General features: G+C 45.5%; 19 protein-coding genes and 1 other RNA gene. 12 read left to right on the forward strand and 8 right to left on the reverse strand.

All coding sequences use genetic code 11. The features are described 5' to 3' along the window. Positions 1-8: 8 nt before the first annotated feature. The 4 genes from purB to ACXACM_RS14355 all read left to right on the forward strand — a co-directional run bounded on the left by purB (position 9) and on the right by ACXACM_RS14355 (position 4,352). Positions 9-1,382 (forward strand): adenylosuccinate lyase, encoded by a 1,374-nt coding sequence (gene purB / locus ACXACM_RS14340; RefSeq protein ID WP_474822556.1) that lies wholly within the window; start codon positions 9-11, stop codon positions 1,380-1,382. 82 nt (positions 1,383-1,464) lie between these two features. Next, positions 1,465-2,664 (forward strand): adenylate/guanylate cyclase domain-containing protein, encoded by a 1,200-nt coding sequence (locus ACXACM_RS14345; protein ID WP_474822557.1) that lies wholly within the window; start codon positions 1,465-1,467, stop codon positions 2,662-2,664. A gap of 12 nt (positions 2,665-2,676) precedes the next feature. Then, positions 2,677-3,825, forward strand: coding sequence for a JmjC domain-containing protein (locus ACXACM_RS14350; RefSeq protein ID WP_474822558.1), 1,149 nt, complete (start codon positions 2,677-2,679; stop codon positions 3,823-3,825). A 68-nt stretch (positions 3,826-3,893) separates the two neighbouring features. Further along, the gene (locus ACXACM_RS14355) at positions 3,894-4,352 is read left to right on the forward strand and encodes a GNAT family N-acetyltransferase (RefSeq protein ID WP_474822560.1); all 459 of its coding nucleotides are present in this window, start codon (positions 3,894-3,896) and stop codon (positions 4,350-4,352) included. Positions 4,353-4,368: 16 nt separating this feature from the next. Here the strand turns inward: ACXACM_RS14355 and ACXACM_RS14360 are convergent, their stop codons facing one another. Then, a complete protein-coding gene (locus ACXACM_RS14360; protein ID WP_474822562.1) occupies positions 4,369-4,785 on the reverse strand; it encodes a DUF4826 family protein in 417 nt (138 codons plus the stop codon). 188 nt (positions 4,786-4,973) lie between these two features. Here ACXACM_RS14360 and ACXACM_RS14365 point away from each other — a divergent pair, with 188 nt between their 5' ends. Then, the gene (locus tag ACXACM_RS14365; protein ID WP_474822564.1) at positions 4,974-5,192 is read left to right on the forward strand and encodes a tellurium resistance protein TerC; all 219 of its coding nucleotides are present in this window, start codon (positions 4,974-4,976) and stop codon (positions 5,190-5,192) included. Positions 5,193-5,291: 99 nt separating this feature from the next. Here the strand turns inward: ACXACM_RS14365 and ppsA are convergent, their stop codons facing one another. After that, positions 5,292-7,664, reverse strand: coding sequence for a phosphoenolpyruvate synthase (gene ppsA, locus ACXACM_RS14370; RefSeq protein WP_474822566.1), 2,373 nt, complete (start codon positions 7,662-7,664; stop codon positions 5,292-5,294). Positions 7,665-7,854: 190 nt separating this feature from the next. Between ppsA and ppsR the strand changes: the two genes are divergently transcribed. Next, positions 7,855-8,667, forward strand: a complete 813-nt coding sequence (gene ppsR / locus ACXACM_RS14375; RefSeq protein WP_474822567.1) for a posphoenolpyruvate synthetase regulatory kinase/phosphorylase PpsR — start codon at positions 7,855-7,857, stop codon at positions 8,665-8,667. On the opposite strand, the gene ACXACM_RS14380 is transcribed toward ppsR, so the two are convergent. Next, the gene (locus tag ACXACM_RS14380) at positions 8,664-10,637 is read right to left on the reverse strand and encodes a tetratricopeptide repeat-containing sulfotransferase family protein (protein ID WP_474822568.1); all 1,974 of its coding nucleotides are present in this window, start codon (positions 10,635-10,637) and stop codon (positions 8,664-8,666) included. The two genes, ppsR and ACXACM_RS14380, sit on opposite strands and share 4 nt — an antisense overlap. A gap of 88 nt (positions 10,638-10,725) precedes the next feature. Then, complete coding sequence (locus tag ACXACM_RS14385; RefSeq protein ID WP_474822569.1) at positions 10,726-13,413, reverse strand: TonB-dependent receptor; 2,688 nt, start codon at positions 13,411-13,413, stop codon at positions 10,726-10,728. Positions 13,414-13,705: 292 nt separating this feature from the next. Here ACXACM_RS14385 and ACXACM_RS14390 point away from each other — a divergent pair, with 292 nt between their 5' ends. Further along, positions 13,706-15,667: a BCCT family transporter gene (locus ACXACM_RS14390; protein WP_474822571.1), complete on the forward strand. Its 1,962-nt coding sequence runs from the start codon at positions 13,706-13,708 to the stop codon at positions 15,665-15,667. A 24-nt stretch (positions 15,668-15,691) separates the two neighbouring features. Continuing rightward, a complete protein-coding gene (locus ACXACM_RS14395; protein ID WP_474822572.1) occupies positions 15,692-16,165 on the forward strand; it encodes a MarR family winged helix-turn-helix transcriptional regulator in 474 nt (157 codons plus the stop codon). On the opposite strand, the gene ACXACM_RS14400 is transcribed toward ACXACM_RS14395, so the two are convergent. Beyond that, on the reverse strand, positions 16,162-16,512 hold the full coding sequence (locus ACXACM_RS14400; protein WP_474822573.1) for an RnfH family protein: 351 nt from the start codon (positions 16,510-16,512) through the stop codon (positions 16,162-16,164). The genes ACXACM_RS14395 and ACXACM_RS14400 overlap by 4 nt on opposite strands. Beyond that, positions 16,512-16,940 carry a type II toxin-antitoxin system RatA family toxin gene (locus ACXACM_RS14405; RefSeq protein ID WP_474822575.1) on the reverse strand — a complete coding sequence of 143 codons (429 nt, stop codon included), beginning with the start codon at positions 16,938-16,940 and terminating at the stop codon, positions 16,512-16,514. The genes ACXACM_RS14400 and ACXACM_RS14405 overlap by 1 nt, the downstream gene beginning before the upstream one ends. Before the next feature lie 179 nt (positions 16,941-17,119). Between ACXACM_RS14405 and smpB the strand changes: the two genes are divergently transcribed. After that, positions 17,120-17,599: an SsrA-binding protein SmpB gene (smpB, locus tag ACXACM_RS14410; protein ID WP_474822576.1), complete on the forward strand. Its 480-nt coding sequence runs from the start codon at positions 17,120-17,122 to the stop codon at positions 17,597-17,599. On the opposite strand, the gene ACXACM_RS14415 is transcribed toward smpB, so the two are convergent. Continuing rightward, on the reverse strand, positions 17,544-18,869 hold the full coding sequence (locus tag ACXACM_RS14415; RefSeq protein WP_474822578.1) for an NADH:flavin oxidoreductase/NADH oxidase family protein: 1,326 nt from the start codon (positions 18,867-18,869) through the stop codon (positions 17,544-17,546). The genes smpB and ACXACM_RS14415 overlap by 56 nt on opposite strands. 244 nt (positions 18,870-19,113) lie before the next feature. Here ACXACM_RS14415 and ssrA point away from each other — a divergent pair. The 3 genes from ssrA to ACXACM_RS14430 all read left to right on the forward strand — a co-directional run bounded on the left by ssrA (position 19,114) and on the right by ACXACM_RS14430 (position 21,730). Further along, positions 19,114-19,472, forward strand: a transfer-messenger RNA (tmRNA) gene (gene ssrA, locus ACXACM_RS14420). A gap of 354 nt (positions 19,473-19,826) precedes the next feature. Continuing rightward, complete coding sequence (locus ACXACM_RS14425) at positions 19,827-20,792, forward strand: glutathione S-transferase family protein (protein WP_474822580.1); 966 nt, start codon at positions 19,827-19,829, stop codon at positions 20,790-20,792. Between the two features lie 53 nt (positions 20,793-20,845). After that, positions 20,846-21,730, forward strand: a complete 885-nt coding sequence (locus ACXACM_RS14430) for a pirin family protein (protein ID WP_474822581.1) — start codon at positions 20,846-20,848, stop codon at positions 21,728-21,730. A gap of 133 nt (positions 21,731-21,863) precedes the next feature. Here the strand turns inward: ACXACM_RS14430 and ACXACM_RS14435 are convergent, their stop codons facing one another. Then, positions 21,864-22,853, reverse strand: coding sequence for a proline iminopeptidase-family hydrolase (locus ACXACM_RS14435; RefSeq protein ID WP_474822582.1), 990 nt, complete (start codon positions 22,851-22,853; stop codon positions 21,864-21,866). Positions 22,854-22,984 lie beyond the last annotated feature (131 nt).

A 22,984-nucleotide genomic window follows, 5' to 3' on the forward strand; every position in this document is an offset into this window, starting at 1 on the left:
AGCTAAAGGTGGAACTGACTCAGTTGACCGCAATTTCCCCTGTAGATGGCCGTTACGCGAGCAAAAGTGCTGAACTGCGTAGCATATTTAGCGAGTATGGCTTACTGAAATACCGGGTTCAGGTAGAAGTGCGTTGGTTGCAGCGTTTGTCTGAGCAAAGCTCTGTGACAGAAGTCCCCGCTTTTAGCGAGAAGTCGCACTCACTACTCAATGACATAGTGGCTAACTTCTCTGTCGAAGACGCCATGCGTATTAAAGATATTGAGCGCACTACGAATCACGATGTCAAAGCAGTTGAATACTTTCTCAAAGAACGTGTTGCTGATAACAGCGAACTAAACGCCATCAATGAGTTTATTCACTTTGCCTGTACTTCTGAAGACATCAATAATCTTTCACATGGTCTGATGTTAACCGAAGCCCGTGATCAGGTACTGCTACCCTATTGTGACAAGCTCATTTCCGAAATCACCCGCTTAGCCAAAGAATACAAGACCGTTCCCATGATGGCCAGAACCCATGGCCAACCGGCTTCACCCACCACCATGGGTAAAGAAATGGCCAATGTTGCCATGAGACTCCGTCGTCAACGGGAGCAAATAGCCAATGTTGAAATACTGGGTAAGCTCAATGGTGCTGTGGGAAATTACAACGCCCATTTATCGGCTTACACAGATACCGACTGGCATCAGATTTCAGAGCAATTCGTGACCAGTCTCGGCCTTACCTGGAACCCGTACACCACACAAATTGAACCTCATGACTACATCGCTGAGTTATTTGACGCAGTAGCCAGATTCAACACAATTATTCTCGATTTCGACCGTGACGTATGGGGATACATCGCCCTTGGTCATTTTAAGCAGAAAACTATCGCAGGTGAGATTGGCTCTTCCACCATGCCGCACAAAGTAAACCCCATAGACTTTGAAAACTCAGAGGGTAATCTCGGACTAGCCAATGCGATTTTCGACCACCTGGCTGCCAAATTACCTATCTCACGTTGGCAACGGGATTTAACCGACTCAACCGTACTGCGGAATTTAGGTGTGGGCGTTGGTTATGCAGTAATTGCTTATCAGGCTACGTTAAAAGGTATTAGTAAATTGCAAGTTAATGAAGCAAGTCTGTTAGCAGAGTTGGATAACAACTGGGAATTACTTGCAGAACCCATTCAAACGGTCATGCGCCGTTACGGTATTGAAAAACCATACGAAAAACTAAAAGAGCTTACCCGTGGTAAGAAAGTCAATGCTGCTGTTATCGCTGAATTTATCGACGGCCTGGCACTGCCAGATAGCGCCAAAGCCGAATTGAAAGCTCTGTCGCCAGCAAATTACATTGGCGATGCCATCAGACTCGTAGATCAGTTGCCCGAATAACGCTCACGGTATACTATTTGATCTAAGTCATTAATATTTGGGCTGCAATGCAGCCCTTTCCTATTGTACGTACAGGGAAAACGTGGAAAAGGCGCCGATCAACAAAACTCAGGCTGTGGTGAAAATGGTGCGGTCGTTGTCGGTAGCCGTCCTTGGCGGCCTGGCAATTTACACCCTGGCGGTTGTCTTCATCCTAAACGACTTCTCAACCTCCATTCTTACGCTAATTGCCACACATGGGCTGTTGTTTACATGCACACTGGCATTGACCTACCGCAATACCAAAGGCGCAGCAGAACAAGCCAGATTTATCTTCGTGCTAAGCTGTATGACCCTCATCACCCTACTTTCTTTGATGTGGGAACAAGACACAGGGTTACAACAGTTTCTCTTAGTTGGCATGATTACCAGTGGGTTTATATTTCCTCGCAAAGAAACACGGAACAGGCGCTTTGCGGAGTTCACCTACGGCGCATTGTATGTGGTTGTTGAAGGCGTCATCGTATTTAGCCAAACGCATACATGGGCCACGCTTAGGGTATCAAACGCAATCATATTAGTTGTCGGCGGAATCATTATGCTACGCCTGCTTAGAAGCAGATTCGAAAATCAGGCTGAAGCATTGTCTATTTCGGAAAAACGCAACAGAGCGTTACTTAAAAGCATGTTGCCTCCCTCTCCGGATAATCCAGCAAAACACTGGCCCTTGGGACACACACAAAAAATTAGCGATGTCTCTGTACTCTTTGCCGATCTCCAGGGATACACCAAACTAAGCGAACAATACGATGATGCTGATATTGTACATATTTTAGATGATTTTTACCGCCTGTTTGATGCCCACGCACTCAGACTCGGCGTAGAGAAAGTCAAAACTAACGGTGATGAATACATGGCTGCTATCGGCATACCCTTGACTTACATTCACGAGCCAGAAGAAGAACTTCATCCCACGCATACTATCTGTTTATTTGCCCAGGAAATCTTATCTAGCTTTAAAATGCTGACAGAAGAAAAAGGTCTCGACTGCAACATTCGCATTGGTATTGCTACCGGTGCGGTGACAGGCGGTATTATTGGCGCCCATAAACCTCACTTCGATATTTGGGGCAAAACGGTTAATCGCGCATCGCGACTCGAACAAGGAAGTAAACCCGGAACCATCACTATTTGTGCCCGAACCCGCGGACATCTGCTGGATAACCATGTTGAAGGTATGTCATTTTCCGAACATTTTGTGGTCGGTGACAACCTCGTCGCTCACACTCTTTACAGTGCTTAAAGAAGAATTCTTATGTTCAGCCTTGCGCCATCATTTTCCGCCACTGATTTTTTAGAACAACACTGGCAAAAAAAGCCCGTCGTTATCAGACAAGGGTTAATTGATTTTGTAGATCCTATCGACGAGCATGACTTAGCAGGCCTAGCAATGGAAGAATCCGTTGATAGTCGAATAGTTCGTCAGGAGGAAGACGACTGCTGGCATGTGGAACATGGGCCTTTTACCGACTTTTCCGCCCATTGTTCAGGAAAGTGGACCTTATTAGTTCAAGGCGTAGAACGCTACATTGAAGACATCGATACCCTCATGGCAGCCTTTAGTTTTATTCCGTACTGGCGGATGGACGACGTCATGGTCAGTTTTGCCGTTCCGGGGGCTGGCGTGGGCGCCCACACCGATCAATACGATGTATTTTTAATCCAGGGCAAAGGCAAGCGGCACTGGCGTGTCGGTCGACCTGGAAACCATCAGCCCAATGTGCCTCATAAAGATTTACAACAAGTAGGCGATTTTGAACCCGTTATTGACGTTGAGTTAGCGCCTGGCGACATTTTGTATATACCGCCAGGCTGGCCACACGATGGCGTGACCTTGGACAATAGCCTGACCTATTCAATTGGCTTTCGCGCCCCGGATCAAAAAGACATTTTGCAACAAGTTGCAGAACTTGTCAGTGCGCACGGCCCTGCGGCCACCCGTTATACAGACCCACAACTTGTTTCCCCTTCTCATCCGTCGATGATCACGCAAACAGAAATTTCGACGCTAAAGTCCATGTTAATGGATTATCTCAATAGTGAACAAAGTACTACAGCGTTACTCACCATGCTTAGTGATCAACATTTGCCTGAGAATTTCAATAATGCCATCCCCTCGCCTGATGCACTAAAAGAAGCGCTCGAAGCCGGCAGCATCATGTATCGTGCGAATGGCTGTAAGCCAATTTTTAGGGAAATTCAATCAACGCCACAATTCGAGTTCTTTATTAACGGCGAACATTTTGTGACTGATAAGGTGCATCAGCCTGCACTTGAAGACATGTTTTGCGGTATCCCTTTGAATTATAGTCACCTCTTACAAACCAAGTTAGTTGACGATTTTGCGTTTCTACAACTTTTGTCTATACTCATTAACAAAGGTTATTGGGAATTAATGGACTAACGACCCATACATATAAAAAACGTTTTACTCAGGCAAGTAAAACGTTCCTGGCACGATGAGTAATCCATATGACGTTTACGATTAAAAACGTCGATTGGCAGAGTAGTAAAAATCGACTAACTGCACTTAGAGAACAAGTTTTTGTGCTTGAGTGGCACCTTCCCGATCACATAGAATTCGATGAACGAGACAAAGACGCTATTCACGTCTTGGTTTATGATAAAAACAACACGCCCATCGCCACGGCGCGTCTGACGAAAGATGGTGAAATTGGCCGGATCGCCGTCAAAAAACTTTACCGCTCCCCACTACTTTATCAGGCACTTTTCAACAGGTTAGTTAAGGCAGGTAAAGGTATAAAACTTCCTTACCTTAAAGTGGTATGTCGTTTAGACGGTGTGGAAAAGCATCGTACTTTGGGATATGAACCTGATGGTAAGGTCTTTATGGAAGCGGGCATCCCACGCCAACGCATGCGATGCCCTATTACCGAATTTTATCCACCCGATGTGAGAGACTTGCATTAGCGGCTAAATTGACAGACTAGCCCCGCCAGATAGCGTCCTCTTCAGCGAAGTCGTGAAGCTTTTCGGCGCGGTTTTGCAATATTCCAGCAAACTGCATTTGTGTTTGATCTGCAATACCGGAACGAACCAGGTTTTCGGCTTTTATCTGCCAGCTCAGTGCAAAATGGCGGAGCGCTTCTCTGGCATTTTTTGCATTATCACCAGCGATAAAGTCAGCAGGTAAATCACCGCTTAATACCCAGTAAACTTTTTTGTCACTAGCTTTAACTTTCCATACTGCAAAAAAAGGCAGCAGGTAGCGGCTTACGGTTTCGTCAACTGTACTTACTACAATTCCGTTTTCCGCTAAATGTTTATTTGCCTTTTGCAATTGCTCGTTAATCCACGCTTTGCGTTCTTGTTCTGAGATGGCTGGTACGGTTTCGTCTGTCATATTTCACTTTCTTGATTGTTATAGGGCCTTGTGAAAGGCTGTTATTTCCTGCAATTTACCACAAAAATAAGGCACTATCACCCGCAAGCTACGCGCTATCAATCACAATTGGTTACACTTCGCTTGTTGGCTTTTCTGACAAAAGCTATATGGTATTGGTAGGTAGATTTTTTATAACAAGGTTTGTCATGTTAAAGACTGTCAGAATAACACTGGGGGCTTTGTTGGCTGTTTCTGGTGTGGTTTTCACCATTATTCCTGGTTCAACATTGTTAATTTTGGCTGGGTTAGTTGTGCTTAGCTACGATGTTCCAAAAGCGAAAGTCTGGCTCAAACACGTACAGAATGGCATGAGCCGTGGCGCAAAGAAATTAGATACCTATCTACTATCACGTAAATTGCGCTAAGCGACAACCCGTTACAAAAGAACGGGTTGTTGACTAAATCAACAACCCGCATCATCGGAGTTATTATACTGCTCTTACAATTTACTAATTAGTGTTTACCTAACCGTGTTTCTCCGCTAAATAGAGCCAGGTTTCTACTACGGTATCAGGGTTAAGTGATACGGAGTCAATGCCCTCTTCCACCAACCATGCCGCGAAATCTTCATGATCAGAAGGCCCCTGACCACAAATACCCACGTACTTTCCTCGCTTCTTCGCTGTGCGAATTGCCATAGACAACAACGCTTTAACAGCAGGATCACGCTCGTCAAACAAATGAGCGATTACGCCCGAGTCTCTATCCAGCCCCAATGTCAGCTGCGTTAGGTCGTTCGAGCCTATGGAGAAACCGTCGAAGATATCGAGGAACTCGTCAGCCAACAACGCATTAGAAGGCAATTCGCACATCATAATAACGCGGAGTCCATTTTCTCCCTGAACCAGACCTTGCTCTTTTAAAAGTTCGATAACCTTTCGGCCCTCTTCTAACGTTCGAACAAAGGGGATCATAATTTCGACGTTGGTTAGCCCCATCGTATTGCGAACCCGCTTTATTGCCTCACATTCCAGCGCAAAGCAATCGCGGAAATCTTCAGAAATGTAGCGGCTTGCCCCCCGAAAGCCCAACATGGGGTTTTCTTCGTCGGGTTCATACTGGTACCCGCCAACTAAATTGAAGTACTCATTAGATTTAAAGTCTGACATTCTGACAATGACTTTTTTCGGCGAAAAAGCCGCCCCAATGCTCGCTATACCCTCTACTAGTTTCTGTATGTAGAATTCTTTCGGAGAGGGGTAGCCGGCCATCATATCACTGATTTCTTCCTGCAATTCTTCAGGCTGGCTATCAAAATTTAATAGTGCTTTAGGGTGAACACCAATCATTCGGTTAATGATGAACTCTAAACGCGCAAGGCCAACACCTTCACTGGGTAAACGGGCAAAGTCAAAGGCGCGATCGGGGTTACCCACGTTCATCATAACTTTTAACGGTAGATCTGGCATCGCATCTATACGCGAGGTCACCACATCAAATTCCAGTTCGGAGCTGTAGATATACCCGGTATCACCTTCTGCACAGGATACGGTTACCTTGTCTCCTGCTTGAATGCTGTCTGTTGCATTGCCGCAACCCACTACGGCGGGGATGCCCAGTTCACGAGCGATGATGGCGGCGTGACAGGTACGTCCACCTCTATTCGTGACAATCGCCGACGCTTTTTTCATGATGGGCTCCCAATCCGGGTCCGTCATGTCTGTTACTAGCACGTCTCCGGCCTGAATCTTGTCCATTTCTTCTATGGAGCCCAGCACCTTGGCTTCACCAGAGCCTATTTTGTGTCCGATAGCACGACCTTCACACACCACGCTGCCTTTGTCTTTAAGCTGAAAACGTTCAATAGACTGACTGTCTTCCCGGCTTCGTACAGTTTCTGGGCGAGCCTGAACAATGTATAGCTTGCCATTAACACCATCTTTGGCCCATTCGATATCCATAGGACGCTGGTAATGTTTTTCAATGATGACTGCCTGTTTCGCCAACTCTTCCACTTCGTCGTCAGTAAGCGAGAATTGGGTGCTGTCGACTTTATCAATATCTACGATGGACACCTGCTTTCCATGGGCTTCATCGTCGGAGTAGATCATTTTGGTGAGTTTACTCCCAAGATTTCGACGTAAAATAGCCGGATTTCCCGCAGCCAGGGTAGGTTTGTGAACGTAAAATTCATCGGGATTCACCGCCCCTTGCACCACCATTTCACCTAAGCCGTAGGAACTGGTGATGAATACCACATCTTCAAAACCCGATTCTGTATCAATTGTGAACATCACACCAGAAGAAGCGATGTCGCTTCTAACCATGCGCTGGATCCCTGCAGACAAGGCTACGCCCTTGTGATCGTAGCCCTGATGCACACGATAAGAAATGGCACGGTCGTTAAACAAGGATGCAAACACGTGTTTGATTGCCACCATGACTGCGTCATAGCCTTTTACATTTAAGAAGGTTTCTTGCTGCCCAGCAAAAGATGCATCAGGCATGTCTTCGGCCGTCGCTGAAGAACGAACGGCAAAAGATGCTTCGCCTCCGGCATCTGCCTGCAGTGTGTCAAAAGCGTCACGGATTGCGTTTTCCAGAGCACCTTGAAAGGGTGTGTCTATAATCCATTGACGGATATTTTTTCCGGCCTCTGCCAGCGCATTTACATCCTCAACATTGAGGGTGTCCAGAACGTCATGGATTTTTGCTTCCAGACCGCTTTGCTCTAAAAATTCGTTAAAAGCCGCTGCTGTTGTGGCAAATCCGCCCGGTACCTGAACACCGGCATTTGCCAGGTTTGAAATCATTTCTCCCAACGACGCATTTTTGCCGCCAACGCGGCCCACATCATGCATCCCCAACTCTTGATACCAAAGTACGTATTCTTGCACGGCCAAAGCCTCCAGCTTTTCTTAAAATTTTACCCAATGTGAACAAAAGGCATTCATTACGTGCCGAGGATCATGCCGTCTGATAAAAGCAGACTGGCTTTTCGACGGTTTCATCATAGAATGTAGAAAAAATGAAAGTAAAATCTTTCTGTAATCTGAAAGAATATTACACCAATGTTAAGGAAATGTTTTGCGCACTGCTTACTATATCTCAGATGGTACAGCCATCACTTCCGAAGTGTTCGGTCACGCCCTGCTTTCGCTGTTCCCTATGCAGTTTAATCACACCACGATTCCGTTCGTCGAAACGGAAGAAGAGGCTTACCGCGTACTCGATAAAATTTCTGAAAGTTTTCAAGATAGTGGAGAAAGGCCGCTCGTTTTTTATACAATTGTGAATCCCGAGGTACGTAAAGTTATCTCTCGTTCAGTGGGAATTAACTATAATTTTCTCGATCAATTCGTTGCGCCAGTGGAAAAAGTGCTCGGTGTGCCCTCTAAACCAGAAAAACATCGCACCCACAGTATCCACGAAACGACTTATGATATTCGAATTGAAGCAGTAAATTATGCGCTGGCTAATGACGATGGATCTAATCTTAAAAACTATGATGAAGCAGATATCATTCTGGTGGGCGTATCCCGTTCAGGAAAAACGCCAACCAGCCTCTATCTGGCACTACAATATGGAATTAAAGCAGCCAATTACCCCTTTACCGAAGAAGACATGGGAGACATACTCAAAATGCCCCAGGCCCTGAGACGATACAAAAGTAAACTTTTTGGCCTGACCATACAGCCTGAAAGACTGAGCCAAATCCGCTCTGAACGACGGGCAAATAGTCGCTATGCGTCATTACAACAATGCCGCATGGAGTTACGTGAAGTAGAGAACCTGTATCGCCGTGAAAAAATTCCCTTCCTCAACTCTACCCGCTACTCTATAGAAGAAATTTCAGCCAAAATCCTGGCTGAAACGGGGTTACAACGGAAAAAGTATTAAAGTGTGCTTTTTTGATTTAAATCCAACACGTCAAGCAATGGCGCAAGGTAGGGTTCAAACCCTTTCCATTGCGTCATACCAGAGCGATAGATTGGTTGACGCACCTGTTCTGAGCTGGGGGTTTTTATGACTCGCTGGGTTTTGTGAAATTGCAGACATGCTTCTTCAAAAGGTAATTCACAATAATTGAGTATGCGCCTTACCTGCCCTTCCAGATCGTGGATAACATCTTCGTGTTGAACCGTAAGAATTTCACCAGGGAGGACTGAATGCCAATGGTCCATTAACGCGACATAAGCGTTGTAGTAACGACCAATATCCGTTAACGAATAGGTAAATTCCTGTCCATCTGCAAATAGTTGTTTGAAGCCGCTGAAACAGCAAGCTATTGGGTCCCGACGTGCATCTATAATTTTCGCGTTAGGTAAAATGCGCTTTATCAAACCAATATGAATAAAATTATTTGGCATTTTATCTATAAAAAACGGGGCACGCTGGCGGTAAGCTCGTGTTTGCGCTAAGTATTGTTCGCCCAGTTCTTTACACTTGTCTTCTGTTAACTCTGCAAGGTTAAAGGGATAGGGTTTATGTTGGTGACTCAACCCGGATGCTATACCCAGAATATCGTGCAACTCCATTGTGCCGTCAACCTGAGAATGAGAGGCAAGAATTTGCTCTAACAAGGTCGAACCCGCTCTGGGCAAGCCTACAATGAATATTGGATCCTTTGCGTCACATCCTGTTCTGGAGGCAAAAAGGCTTGGATCACACGCTCTAGCCTGTGCTTTTAATGCCTGCTCAGTTCTATTTATATCAAACTTCAAAGTTTGTTGCTTAAGCCGGTTTCCCTTTGCGTAATAATGAAACGCTCGTTGGAAATCCTGCCTGTCTTCAATCGCCTTGCCCATGGCGAAACAACCGTGAATTTTATCTTCCAATGCCACGTTATTTCCATCTGCCACTTTCGCCATTTTATCAATCCATGGATCAGTAAACTGATAGGTTTTCGTGTTCGCCAGACTCCAGTATGCATCGCCAAAATCGTCATTGACTATTGCAGCCTGTTCATAGGCCTTCACAGCCTCGTTCGTTGCGCCGTTGGCTTTTAGTGCGTGTCCGTATTGAAGCCACAGTGCTGATTTACTTTCGTTTTCAGTCAGCAGCGTTCTATATAGATTTATTGCTTCATCCAGTTCACCAACGCCTACCAACGCATGGCTTAAGGCAACTTTTGCCTGATAATTTTGCGGATCTTTGTTTAGCCTTTTTCTCGCCAATGCTATGGCTTGCGGATACTTTCCCAGTTTGCTTAGAACACTTTGATAAGCGGTTGTCGCAGCTTCATTTTGCGGATAAAGAGCCACACAACTTTCCAGCAAAAACTCAGCGTCGTGGTACACCTTGAGTTGCATACCAATTTCTGCCAGCAGCATCATTGCTTCTGGGTGATGTTTGTTTTGCTGTAAAAAGTCGCGGCACACTTTCTCGGCTTTGGACACTTGCCCTTCGTGGAGTAAATCCATAGCGCCCAATAGCGGCTTAGGCAAAGAAGATAGGTTTTTGATATGTTCATTAGCCAGTTTAAGTGCCGGATTATTACCAGTACGCTGATAAACATTTACCAGCTCACGCCACGCCGTTAAGAGCGTCGGGTTAAAGCTGGTTGCACGGTAAAATGCTGAAGCCATAGCCTGTTCATCGCCAAGCATTTTAAAACAATAGGCCTGCTCCTGATAACCACGGCCGTAGTCTGGAAAATGAGTAAGCAGTTTGGTTAGCGTATTCAGGGCTTCTTGAGGCTGTGCCGCCATACGTTGGGCAACTGCGATTATGTACAAACAGTCTTTGTCAGTGTCTTCAATTTGATTCGTTGACAAACTTTGCTGACATAATGCAATAGCGTCGGAAAACCGTGATTGCATTAATGCTTTTTTGGCATTATTGAGACTGGATAGAACGCTATCGGTCATGCTTGTCCTTTTCTGCTGAGCTAAAAAAACGGCAAACCAAGAGATTTGCCGTTTTTATATTAACGTATTTACTTATTAAACAAAGAATTTAATAGTAATCGTAAGATAGTCGAACACCAATAGTACGAGGACGATTAGTGACCACTTTAGGTGTGAATTGCTGTGTATCGATATTTAAAATTGCACTTTCATCAAACACGTTGTCGATGTACAACTCAGCTTTCCACTCATCGTTAGTTACACCTACAGCGAGGTTCGCAATAACGTAAGCTTCCTGCACGTAACGTCCACCGCGGAAGGTCTCGCCATTGCGATCATCGTAGGTTACGCCTTCGTATACGGCAGCTTCGTCTTGAATTTCAAGGCCTGAACCTGTGCCATAGATCAACTGGGTGGCATCTTCCATGACATAAGCGTCCATGACCATGCCCGCTAAGCGATCACCAGTGTAACTCACTGCTGCATTTACATACCCCTGTTTACCGCCACTTACTTCAAAGAAATAACGCGCGTTGATATTTCCTGAGAAATTCGCAGAGTAAGGCAATTCAGAACCTACTCCGGCAGAAATACCTACCAGTTCATCATTAACACGAGTTAACTCCGTATCGAGCCAACTGATAGCACTGCTAATGACGAGATCATCGCTGGCAAGCCAGGTGATATCAGCATCCAAACCACGAATTTCAGCATCACCCACATTGTCGGTAAAAACTAAAAAGGAAATATTGGTTGGATCGAAGCGAGAGGTCTGTAAATCAGTGATTTCAGAATAATACCCCGTAGCGTTTACCCGCACGATGCCATCGAAGAAATCACCTTTTAAACCTATTTCATAGTTATCTAGCGTATCTGTCGTCGAATAAACCGGAATGCGGAAATCTTCGAATTTTCCAGATTGGTTTGATGCCAAACCACCACCTACACGGTTAGTCACAGGCGGGCGGAAGCCTTCCGAATAGTTAGCAAACAAAAGTACGTCTTCTGTTACTTTCCAGTCGATAGAGAATTTCCAGATTGTGTCATCAACTGTCAGGACACCATCAGAATCAAGAAGACTCACTTCAAGTTGGCCACTTTCAATAGCTTGCGCGACGAGAGTCGGGTCTTCTCCAACTGCGCTTAGTTCGTCGGCATCCATAGTACCGAATGCACGGACACGACGAGAAACATCCACTGTACTTGTTGAGCCTTTATACTCATCGTCAATTTGATACCAGCGAGCACCGATACTGGCAGTTAATGTATCTGTTAAGTCATATTCAAACTGACCAAACACGGCAATTTGTTCAATGGTGTGAGTAATGTCATTCACAAAGCTGATATCAGAAGGGAATGGACCGCCATTGCTATTGATGCCTTCACTGCCAACCAATGTGGTTTGAAGCGCATTGAACTTAGTTGTGTTAGCGATGTTGAACTGGCCTATGGTTGCCACTTCCTGATCATCATAAAACAAGCCGGCAGTTACGCGCCACGGCGTATCCATGGTGGTATTGAAGCGCAATTCGTGAGTGGCTCGCGTTGACGTAGTATCTTCACGATAGAATTTGGTGGGGTCAAGACAACGCTCGTCTGCAGCATCTCCGGCAGCAGAATAATTACACACGTAATACGCTGAGAACAGACCGCCGTTCGTGTAGCCGGTGTAATCTGCCAGTGTATCGATTTCGCGGTCGAGGTAACCACCAGTGTAAACCACATCCAGCTTCGATAAGCGGCCTTCAAGGGTCCAGGTTGTTAGTCCAAATTCATCCTTGTTTTCTTCCGGTTGAAAGCGGTTTGTGCTGCTTTCGCCTTCAAGATTAGGGTCGTAAGCAAAAACACCCTCAGTTTCCAGGGTTTGCTGAGTGTGTTGAACAAGTAAATCCCAGTCTTCGTTGATGTGATAAGACAAACCGATCCGCGCACCAGCATAAACTGCATCGTTAAAGTCGTCTTCTACCAAATTGTCGTTTTTCGGCGAAACAACGGCAGCATCATCAGCTGTGGCAATATCAGGGTTAGTAATTCGATTGGCATCCATTGCAGCAGGATCTTGTAAGACACCGCCAGATATACGGCTAATTACCTGGGCGCTACCAATATAGCCACCTTCTCCAGGCACGTTCAGAACATTGTCGATCCAACCGCCCTGTTTGTCGTTGTATGCTGCAACGCGAACCGCCAAATCGTCAGTGATAGGCATATTGAAATACGCTTCAACCGCATTGCTCATTTCACCACCTTTGGTGAAACTAACGTTGGTATCGACACCGGCAGAAAATGCTGAATGATCGGGTTTGGCAGTAATCATTCGAACAGTACCCGCCTGAGAACTAGCACCGAACAGCGTGCCCTGAGGACCAGGTAGTACTTCTACGCGCTGAATATCTGTTGCGTAAATATCGAGGTTACGACCAGCCATCGACACAGGTTGCTCGTCCAGGTAAAACGCCACAGAAGGCTGCAATGCCTGAACAGATGACAACATAATGTTGGATTGAGTAGTAGCCGCACCACGGATATAAATTTCGTTCTGTCCTGGCCCGGTGCCCTGGAAAACAACGTTAGGTAAAAACTCTACGTAATCCTGAAAGCTATCAATACCCAAATTCTCTAATGCTTTTCCATCCAGTGCACTCACTGCTACCGGCACATCCTGAATGGATTCGGTTCGCTTAGTTGCGGTGACTTGAATAGTTTCAATCTTCGCTTTGCTCTCAGCCTCTTGCGCTAATAATGGCGTTGATGCCAAAGCAGCAATAACGGCACAGCTTAGACGAGTCTTTTGCATGTGTGTTCCTCAATGTGAGTTAATGTTGTACTTCTAGGTTTAATAATTTTTACTGGAGGCATTCGGTAACATTTATTTCCGAATTGCAAAAAGTTATACTTCACTTCTAACTATTTTGTTCTTTTTGTGCTTTTATTTTCCGCAGAATAAAGCCCAACGGTAGAAAAAACAGTATAATTATACATTCATGTCGAATAATTATAGCACAATGCAAAGCATTCATAGAAGTCATTGGTAAAAGTCTGTTTAACATGATTTCAAAAGGTGGTTTTTACACATTAAGGAAAACAGCGTGGCAACACCCCAAGCACCTCGTGGCAAACTCAACCTGTTTGTCTTTATCCCATCGTCTTTGGCTATCCTCATACTTATGGTATGCACAGCCATTGCGCCAGATGCAGCCAATACGTTTTTTAAGTCTCTGCAGGCTGGGGTGACAAACAACGGTGGCTGGTTTTATATTCTCACCGTTGCAATCATTGTACTTTTTGTTGTTATTCTCGGATTTTCTCGTTACGGAGACATTCGATTAGGCCCTGATCACGCCGTTCCAGAGTTTAGTAAACTCACGTGGCTTTCCATGCTGTTTGCCGCCGGAATGGGCATTGGACTCATGTTTTTTGGTGTAGCGGAACCGGTTATGCACTTTCTGGCACCGCCCACGGCCGACCCTGCCAGTCTTGCCGCTGTACGGGAAGCCATGAAAACAACCTTCTTTCACTGGGGCATGCACCCCTGGGCAATTTATGCCGCTGTTGCTCTGGTACTTGGCTACTTCGCCTATCGTCACCAGCTTCCTCTGACTTTGCGCTCCGCACTTTACCCGATTATTGGAGAACGCATTTACAAGTGGCCAGGCCATGTAGTTGATGTCTTTGCCGTTACCTCCACCATTTTTGGGGTGTCCACGTCCCTCGGCTTTGGTGCTGCACAAATTAACGCCGGCCTTTCCTATGTGTTCGGCATTCCAGCCAACACAACAGTACAGATACTGCTGATGTTGGCAGTGGTCGCAATTGCCATTGTGTCTGTTACCACAGGTCTTGATAAAGGGATCCGGCGATTGTCGGAAACCAATATGATTCTCGCTGTCGCTCTGGTTGTATTCATACTTGTACTGGGCCCCACAGTGTTCCTGCTACAGGCATATATTCAAAATATAGGGGCATATGTCTCGGACATTGTCAGAAATACCCTCAATTTATTCGCTTATGAAAAGACCGACTGGATTGGCGGTTGGACTATATTTTATTGGGGGTGGTGGTTAGCATGGGCACCTTTTGTGGGTTTGTTTATCGCCCGTATCTCCTACGGCAGAACCATTCGCGAATTCGTCATGGGCGTGTTACTCATACCCACAGCATTTACTTTATTGTGGATGACGGTGTTTGGTAATGCGGCCATCGATTTGATCCTTATTCAGGGTAAAGATGCCTTGGCGAACATGGTAAACGAGGACACCTCAGTCGCCTTGTTCGTTTTTCTGGAATATTTCCCTTATAGTAGTGTATTGACCCTGCTAGCGGTGGTTATGGTTATCATATTCTTCGTCACATCCTGTGACTCAGGTGCGATGGTTGTAGATATGCTGTGTTCTAACGGCCGCAACGACACTCCGGTATGGCAGCGTATATACTGGGCTGCCAGCGTTGGCGTGGTAGCATCAGTATTGTTGTTTGCTGGTGGGCTAGGCGCATTACAAACCATGACTATTGTTGCCGCTTTACCGTTTTCCATAATTTTGCTCATTGCTATGTACGGTTTGTGGAAAGCCCTTCGTGTGGAGTCGTTTAAACGAGAAAGTTTGCAATTTAGTGCGCTGCAAGCGCCAACTGGAGAGGGAGATAAAAACTGGCGTTCAAGGCTTGAGAACATTGTGTCATTTCCTAACCGAAAAACCGTCACGCGCTTTTTAGAAACAACTGTACTGCCGGCTTTTGATGACGTGAAAGACGAATTTGAGCATTTACAATTTGAGGTCATCATTGAGCGTAATGAGGACTTCATGAGTCTTCGGGTTAGTATTAATGATCAACCAGACTTTGTTTACGAAGTTCACCTTACCTCTACTCATCAACCCGATTTAAACGGTAAACTGGACACTGGCCCGGATGAAACGTACTATCGCGCCGAAGTTCACCTTAGTGAAGGGGGACAAGGCTATGACATCATGGGATGGTCAAAACTTGCTGTGATAAACGACGTAATCGATCACTATCATAAGCATCAGCACTTTTTACATCAGCTGGTGTGAACCAGGTCTACGACGGACAACATTATGAGAAAAGAAGAAGAATTATTAGTTGCCTTAAGAAAAGTGATTCGCGCGGTTGATTTGCGCAGCAAGCAATTGAGCAAAGATGTAGGGCTTACTGGCCCACAACTTTTAGTGATGCAAAATATTCAGGAACGTCCAGGCATCATGGTAAGAGAGATTGCGGACAGCATCAACCTGAGCCCCGCGACCATAACCAATATTCTTGATCGCATTGAGGCTCGTGAATTGGTTACTCGCATCAGAAGTACTACAGACAAAAGAAAAGTGGGTGTTTATCTCACTGAAAAAGGCGAAGCGTCTTTAGAAAATGCCCCACGTCCACTACAAGAACATTTCATCGATCGGTTTAACAATATGAAAGACTGGGAGCAGAGTCAGATGGTAGCGACTATGCAGCGCATTGCTTCGATGATGGACGCAGAAAATATTGATGCTTCACCCTTCCTGGAAGTTGGCGAACTCAGGGAGCGTTAGTTAGCTCCCTTCGCTTTGAGCGGGTTGACACGGCCGCCAGTCACTTTGTCGGCCCGGCCTTCTTCAATGGCTTTTTCAGCACGCCGTTTACGTATTTCTTTCGGATCAGCAATTAAAGGTCGGTAAATCTCGATTCGATCGCCTTCAGACAGCGTATCTTTTAGTTTGGTTACCCGGCTCCACACACCGACTTTTGTTTTTGACAGGTCAATATCTGGATGTAAAGTCAAAATGCCAGACTGCTCGATAGCCTCTTCGACGGTCGTCCCTTCAGCCACAGAGACAGACAGTAATGACTGTTTATCGGGCAGCGCATATGCCACCTCCACTGACAAGGTCGTTGCCATTAGTACACTTTCCTCGCTCGTTCAGTAAAAGCATTGACCATACTTGTAGCCAGGCCGCTAAACACTTTACCAAAAGCGAATTCTGTTAGTTTGCTGCTGAATTCGAAATCAAGACGCAATTCAATCTTGCAGGCAGAGTCGGAAAGTGCGGAGAAAGTCCACCCGCCCGTAAGGTGCTTAAATGGGCCATCAACAAGCTCCATTTCAATACTTTTTGCTTCGGTAAGGGTATTTTTTGTAGTAAACCACTGCTTAACACCCGCTTTTGCAACCAGCAAAGAGGCCTTCATTTGGTCATCATTTTTCTCAATGACTTTACTGTCGCGACAACCGGGTAAAAATTCAGGATAAGACGAAACGTCGTTAACCAGGTCATACATGGCCTGAGCACTGTATGCCACTAACGCGCTGCGTTGGATACTAGGCATAATGATCACTTATTCTTTCACTTAATTGCCCTAAAGTTTACCATGAGACTTTATTCCCACCTACCCTTTAAATTTATACACATGTCCCCCACATTTAAGTATCAATGTGAAATTCGCCTGGGTGTGTGAGAGCAGTAAAATCGAAAGACATTCAGGGCACAATCAGTATAATGGCGGCCATGAAAAAGAAGAAATCAAATCAAAACTCCACCGGCACCATCGCGCTAAACAAAAAAGCGCGTCACGACTATCACCTGCAGGAAAAATTCGAAGCTGGTGTGTCGCTGCAAGGCTGGGAGCTAAAAAGCATCCGCGAAGGTAAAGTAAACATCACAGACGCATATATCATTTTGCAAAATGCTGAAGCGTATCTGGTTGGTTGCAGAATAACCCCGCTAAATCAGGCTTCTACTCACGTAGTGTGTGAGCCAGAGCGAGCCCGAAAGCTATTACTCAACAAAAAAGAAATCGACAAACTAATCGGTGCAAGAGAGCGACAAGGGTATTCAATTGTCGCCACAGCCATGTACTGGAAAAAGTGTTGGGTAAAACTGGAAATCTATCTTGCGAAAGGTAAGCAAGCTCATGACAAGCGCGATACAGTTAAAGATCGCGACTGGGAGCGTCAGAAGCAACGGGTGATGAAACACAGCGCGTAGTGACGTGTTCAACCACGTCTGCGCTTTTATTTACTTTAGCTTTAAGATACGCATGGTAAAGCCGGGTCATTTTGCGACGATGGATGGTATCAAGAATGAGACTCCAGAAACCAGTGGGCTGTCGCATTGTCGTTAAATCGTTACCTAACCGGCGTAGTTGTCGACGCACTTTAGCCATGATAACTAGCGCAGCCAAAGTTTTGTCAGACCAATCACAGGTGGGATGAACACCCTTGTAATCAGGTTTTTCACGCCATTTCAACGGTAAATCAGGGGTAAATGCCAACGCACTCGCCATGCCCACTAATGCACATCCGCTCTGTACAACTTTTTCGGCGGTATCTTTTTTACTAATACCACCGGTGGTCATAACCGGAATGCTACTGGTTCCGCTAACAGCTTTTGCAATGCTAAGGAAATATGCATCATCGCTCAACTCAGCATTGAGTTCGCCGCGTCCTTGCATCGCTGGTGATTCATAGTTACCACCAGACAACTCTATGGCATCAATATTCAGCCGCTCTAATGCAGTTACTACTTCTGCTGCATCTTGAGGCGAAAAGCCACCGCGCTGAAAATCACCGCTATTCAGTTTTATCACTACTACAAAATCGTTGCCGCATGTAGCCCGTACCTGACCCGCAACATTGAGCAATAACCTGGCGCGATTGATAAGGGAACCGCCCCATTCATCCTGACGTTGATTCGATAGCGGTGATAAAAACTGACTGAGTAAATAGCCATGAGCGGCGTGAATTTGCACGCCGTCAAAACCAGCCATTTTGGCCCGTTTGGCAGCATGGGCAAAACGATGGGTGACCTGGTGAATTTGCTCACACGTCATCGCAACAGGCTGAGCAAACCGTTTGCTGTAGCGACCTAAATTTAGAGGAACGGCTGACGGTGCCCAGGCTTTGTCAGCTATCTCACGGGGCATTTGCCTGCCTGGATGGTTGAGTTGCATGATGGCCTTTGCACCACCAGATTTTATCACGCCCGCCCACTTTTCAAATGCATGGAGACTGCCATTTTCCGGTATTACCACACCACCCGGGCCTGTCATGGCAAGATGATCGACCATCACATTACCGGTAATAATCATGCCCACCCCGCCATGCGCCCAATAACGGTATAGCGACAATAGACTGTGGTCTGGCTGAAGGTTTGCATCGGCCATGTTTTCTTCCATGGCGGCCTTTACCAAACGATTCTTAACCGTTGTACCGCATGGAAAAGTAAAAGGCGAATAGATTCCGGTATTTGTATCCATATATCCGTGTCTTTTAGGGAAGCGGGTATACTTTAATGATATTTTTCAAAATCTCCACCGTTTCTTCTGGTTAATAATTATTCATTCATCTGATTACAACGGTAATTTTTCGTTCGTTCAAACATTTAAACAGCTATTCTCGGCTGAATTAATTTGTTCCCCACCCTTGAATGCGTTAGAATCAGTCGCATATTCACTGATAACTGGTTATACAGTGAATGTCTTGGAAACAAGGCGATCGCCCGGGGCTGATTAGGATTCGACAGGATCTAGGAAGCTGGAGGTGCATGCAGAGGTGCGGTTTGCCTCTTTAAAAAGCCGCATTTAAATAGTCGCAAACGACGAAAACTACGCACTAGCCGCTTAATAACCGGTATAGGCCCTTCCACCTAAGCTCTGTCTGCTAGCCAGGATTTTGGAAGGTCATTAAAGCAAACTAGCGAGGGAAACTCTCCTGAGGTTGAACCGCGAAATAGTATCAGGACAGCTACCAGGAACCCTGTTTGTCGGGGTCTAAAGTAGTTAAATAAAAGACAAACTAAGCATGTAGTACCAAAGGTAGACATTTTCTGGACGCGGGTTCAAATCCCGCCAGCTCCACCACTTTAAAACCGCTATAGCCCCACTACAACGCGGGCTGTAGCGGAATCCCCCACTAACGCCCCACTAGCAATCAACAACAAAGTACACTTGATCTGCATGCACCGTATTAAGGATTTAGCCTAGTAATGTCACTTTTACTCTATCTATGCTTTTTAGTTGTTTTAGCTATCCCAAAATGTCGATACACAAAACGATGCGTCAAAGAAAAAGGAAGACTTGGATGCCCAAAAGAGCGTTAATTAATACTCTCCAGTTTTTTCGAATAATAGAACCGATTTTAAGCAACATACGTTCTACCCAATACATGGTTAAATCAAATTATTCTGTAGTGAAGTATTGAAAAGGGGCAGGCATATGGGCTTACTCGTTGATGGACAATGGCAAGACAAGTGGTATGACACCAGTACGAATGGTGGGAAATTTGAGCGTCAGGCATCTAAATTTCGCGATAGTGTCAGTAACAAAGTTGATGCGAGGTTTCCCGTTGAATCTGGTCGTTATCACCTATATGTGTCGCTTGCTTGTCCTTGGGCACACAGAGCGCTCATATTTAGAAAATTAAAGGGACTGGAAGATCATATCGATGTTTCAGTGGTTCACCCTGAAATGCTTGAACAGGGCTGGGAATTTAAAGACTATCCGGGGTCTACGGGAGATAAGCTCTATGACTTTGCTTATGCGCATCAAATTTACACTAAGGCAAAGCCTGAAATTACCACTCGTGTCACGGTTCCAATCCTTTGGGATAAACAAACCGAAACTATCGTCAATAACGAATCAGCTGAAATTATTCGTATCTTTAACAGTGGATTTAATTCACTTACCAACAATAACGATGATTACTACCCTGAAGCGCTTCGTGAAGAAATCGATACTATCAACAACATGGTATATCACGACATAAATAACGGCGTGTATAAAGCTGGATTTGCTACAACACAAGAGGCTTATGAAGAGGCAGTATCAGCGTTATTCTCCACTCTGGATCGGGTTGAGGAAAGGTTGAGCAAACAACGTTATTTAGTTGGCAGCAACATAACGGAAACTGACTGGCGCTTATTCACCACGTTGATACGTTTTGACGCTGTTTATCACGGGCATTTCAAGTGTAATAAAAAGCAAATTGCAGACTATCCAAATATCTATGGTTATATGAAAGAGCTTTATCAGGTACCAGGCGTTGCTGAAACGGTGAACTTCGACCATATTAAAAGGCACTATTACTATAGCCACACGATGATAAATCCGACGCAGGTTATCCCCGTCGGGCCAGAGCAAGATCTTATGTCGCCTCACGGTCGCAATAATTTTGGAAGTTAAAAGCGACGTTCATAGTACAGATTAAAGGCTAAGATTTAAGGTAGATACACATCATGTCAGTGGAAGTGAGTGAACATAAAGTTATAGAGAAAGTGGTTACGGGCGTGCCAACCAGTGATGGCGCGGGGGTGTCGCTTACCCGTATTATCGGGCAACCGGATCTACCTCGCCTGGATCCCTTCCTTATGCTGGATTTTTTTGGCTCAGATAATCCAGGTGAATACATTGCTGGCTTTCCACCACATCCTCACCGTGGTTTTCAGACAGTGACCTACATGCTCACTGGCAAAATGCGTCACAAAGACTCTGTAGGCAATGAGGGGATTATTGATGCTGGTGGCATTCAATGGATGAATGCGGGCCGAGGCATCATTCACGAAGAAATGCCAGAGCAGGAACAGGGCTTATTGCAAGGCTTTCAGCTGTGGGTGAATCTTCCCGCAGCAGAGAAAATGTCAGCACCAAACTATCAAGATATTCAGCCAGAAAGCGTCCCTTCCGTGCACGTTCAAGATGCTCTAATTAAAGTGCTAGCAGGCGAAATTGACGACGTGAAAGGACCGGTTAAGACAACGGCCGTTGCGCCCACCTTTTTAGACGTTACCCTAAAAAGCGGGAAGTCTGATATTGCCATGATTTCAGATGAAGCTACTTTTATCTATGTGTACGCGGGCAGTTTAGTCATTAATAAAGGAGCTCAAAGCAAAGAAAAAGTTTTGGTATCAGGAGAGCTGGGCGTTTTGTCACAAAATGGAAAGCAGTTGAGTGTGTCTGCTGAGAAGGAATGCAAGTTTATCGTGGTTTCGGGTAAACCTATTAACGAGCCTGTCGTCCAATACGGGCCTTTTGTAATGAACACTCAGCAGGAAATTATTCAGGCAGTTAACGATTACCAAAGCGGCGTATTAGCAAATTCCACTGCCCTTCTTGAACGATAACTCCACTCCACCGCGCAGGCGGAGTGTTGTTATTAATTGGATGTAAATATTTGACCGGTAACGAACTGTAGAAAGCCACGCAGCTATCCAAAATATTTCGGGAAATTAGTCGGGGTAAAAGATATCGACCACACTACTTTACATCCTTGCGCTTTAACCAACTGCGCAGCAACGCCAGCGTCACCAAAGGTCTGTCGTCGTAAAAACCGTGTGCCCCACCCGGCACCACGGCCAATTCGGCGCCTGGCGTCAACGCCAGATAATCTTGAACGGTATCAATACGGGCTGAATCGTACTGACCAATCATGAACAATGTTTTGGCCGGGTCGATATCGGCCAGCAAATGGGTGGCGTCATAGTGCTTCAATACACCCGTAGACGAAAACTCACTTGGCCCCCACATGGCATTGTAAATCACCGGGTTAAATCCGTTTCCACCTACGTTTTCTTCATAAGCGATAATCGCTTCATCGGGTTTACCTGGCGTATAATAAGCAGAATACAACTTAGTATATGCAGAACCGCATACAGGCGCTTCCGGCGGTTGAGATGACTCACATTGTTTAAGTGTATCCTGTACTTTTTGCGGGGCTGCGTTTACCAACAAGTTTGCATCCATGATCCAGTGTGGCGTAGAAATAAATGTGCCGCCAAGCACAGTCGATACCGTGTGCTGTGGATATTTTACTGTGTACTCCAAGGCAATGGCTGAGCCCCAGCTATGTCCCACCAAATGCCATCGCTCAACGTTTAAATGCTTGCGAATAGCATCCAATGACTCAACAAAACGTGCAACACGCCAGTTTGCCGGGTCGTTTGGCTGGTCTGATTTTCCGCTGTCGAGTTGGTCATACATGATCACCATGCGATCGTCTGCCAGTTCAGTCATGCCTACAAAGCCATTGTGCGTACCGCCAGGACCACCGTGAATAAACACCACTGGAATGGAATCTGTGTGTGGGACGCCATTGAGCCTGACATAAACGTTCCCGCCTTCAACGGGAACCATCAGTTCCTTGTCTGGGTTAACCACAAGGGATTTAGCGTATGCACTGAACGCAAACAACAAAAGACTTACGACAGTAAGTACACGATACATCAGGTAATAAAAGGCTTTGTACATGGTTAATCCCTTGTGTACTAATTAAGCGAAATATTCATTTTAGTAGTATGCTTTACTTGCAACGTAACAACAACACAGGCTCGTTAGCATAATGGTGTGTTAACGTCAAAAAGTGGAATGAAACAGGCGAC

The sequence above is a fragment of the Alteromonas sp. AWQ4_252 genome (assembly GCF_056158205.1).

Bases quoted from the DNA above. Each gene is read 5' to 3' on its own strand.
- ACXACM_RS14350 (WP_474822558.1), top strand. From the start codon at position 2,677: ATGTTCAGCCTTGCGCCATCATTTTCCGCCACTGATTTTTTAGAACAA.
- ACXACM_RS14355 (WP_474822560.1), top strand. From the start codon at position 3,894: ATGACGTTTACGATTAAAAACGTCGATTGGCAGAGTAGTAAAAATCGA.
- ACXACM_RS14360 (WP_474822562.1), bottom strand. From the start codon at position 4,785: ATGACAGACGAAACCGTACCAGCCATCTCAGAACAAGAACGCAAAGCG.
- ACXACM_RS14365 (WP_474822564.1), top strand. From the start codon at position 4,974: ATGTTAAAGACTGTCAGAATAACACTGGGGGCTTTGTTGGCTGTTTCT.
- ACXACM_RS14380 (WP_474822568.1), bottom strand. From the start codon at position 10,637: ATGACCGATAGCGTTCTATCCAGTCTCAATAATGCCAAAAAAGCATTA.
- ACXACM_RS14385 (WP_474822569.1), bottom strand. From the start codon at position 13,413: ATGCAAAAGACTCGTCTAAGCTGTGCCGTTATTGCTGCTTTGGCATCA.
- ACXACM_RS14395 (WP_474822572.1), top strand. From the start codon at position 15,692: ATGAGAAAAGAAGAAGAATTATTAGTTGCCTTAAGAAAAGTGATTCGC.
- ACXACM_RS14400 (WP_474822573.1), bottom strand. From the start codon at position 16,512: ATGGCAACGACCTTGTCAGTGGAGGTGGCATATGCGCTGCCCGATAAA.
- ACXACM_RS14405 (WP_474822575.1), bottom strand. From the start codon at position 16,940: ATGCCTAGTATCCAACGCAGCGCGTTAGTGGCATACAGTGCTCAGGCC.
- smpB (WP_474822576.1), top strand. From the start codon at position 17,120: ATGAAAAAGAAGAAATCAAATCAAAACTCCACCGGCACCATCGCGCTA.
- ACXACM_RS14415 (WP_474822578.1), bottom strand. From the start codon at position 18,869: ATGGATACAAATACCGGAATCTATTCGCCTTTTACTTTTCCATGCGGT.
- ACXACM_RS14425 (WP_474822580.1), top strand. From the start codon at position 19,827: ATGGGCTTACTCGTTGATGGACAATGGCAAGACAAGTGGTATGACACC.
- ACXACM_RS14430 (WP_474822581.1), top strand. From the start codon at position 20,846: ATGTCAGTGGAAGTGAGTGAACATAAAGTTATAGAGAAAGTGGTTACG.
- ACXACM_RS14435 (WP_474822582.1), bottom strand. From the start codon at position 22,853: ATGTACAAAGCCTTTTATTACCTGATGTATCGTGTACTTACTGTCGTA.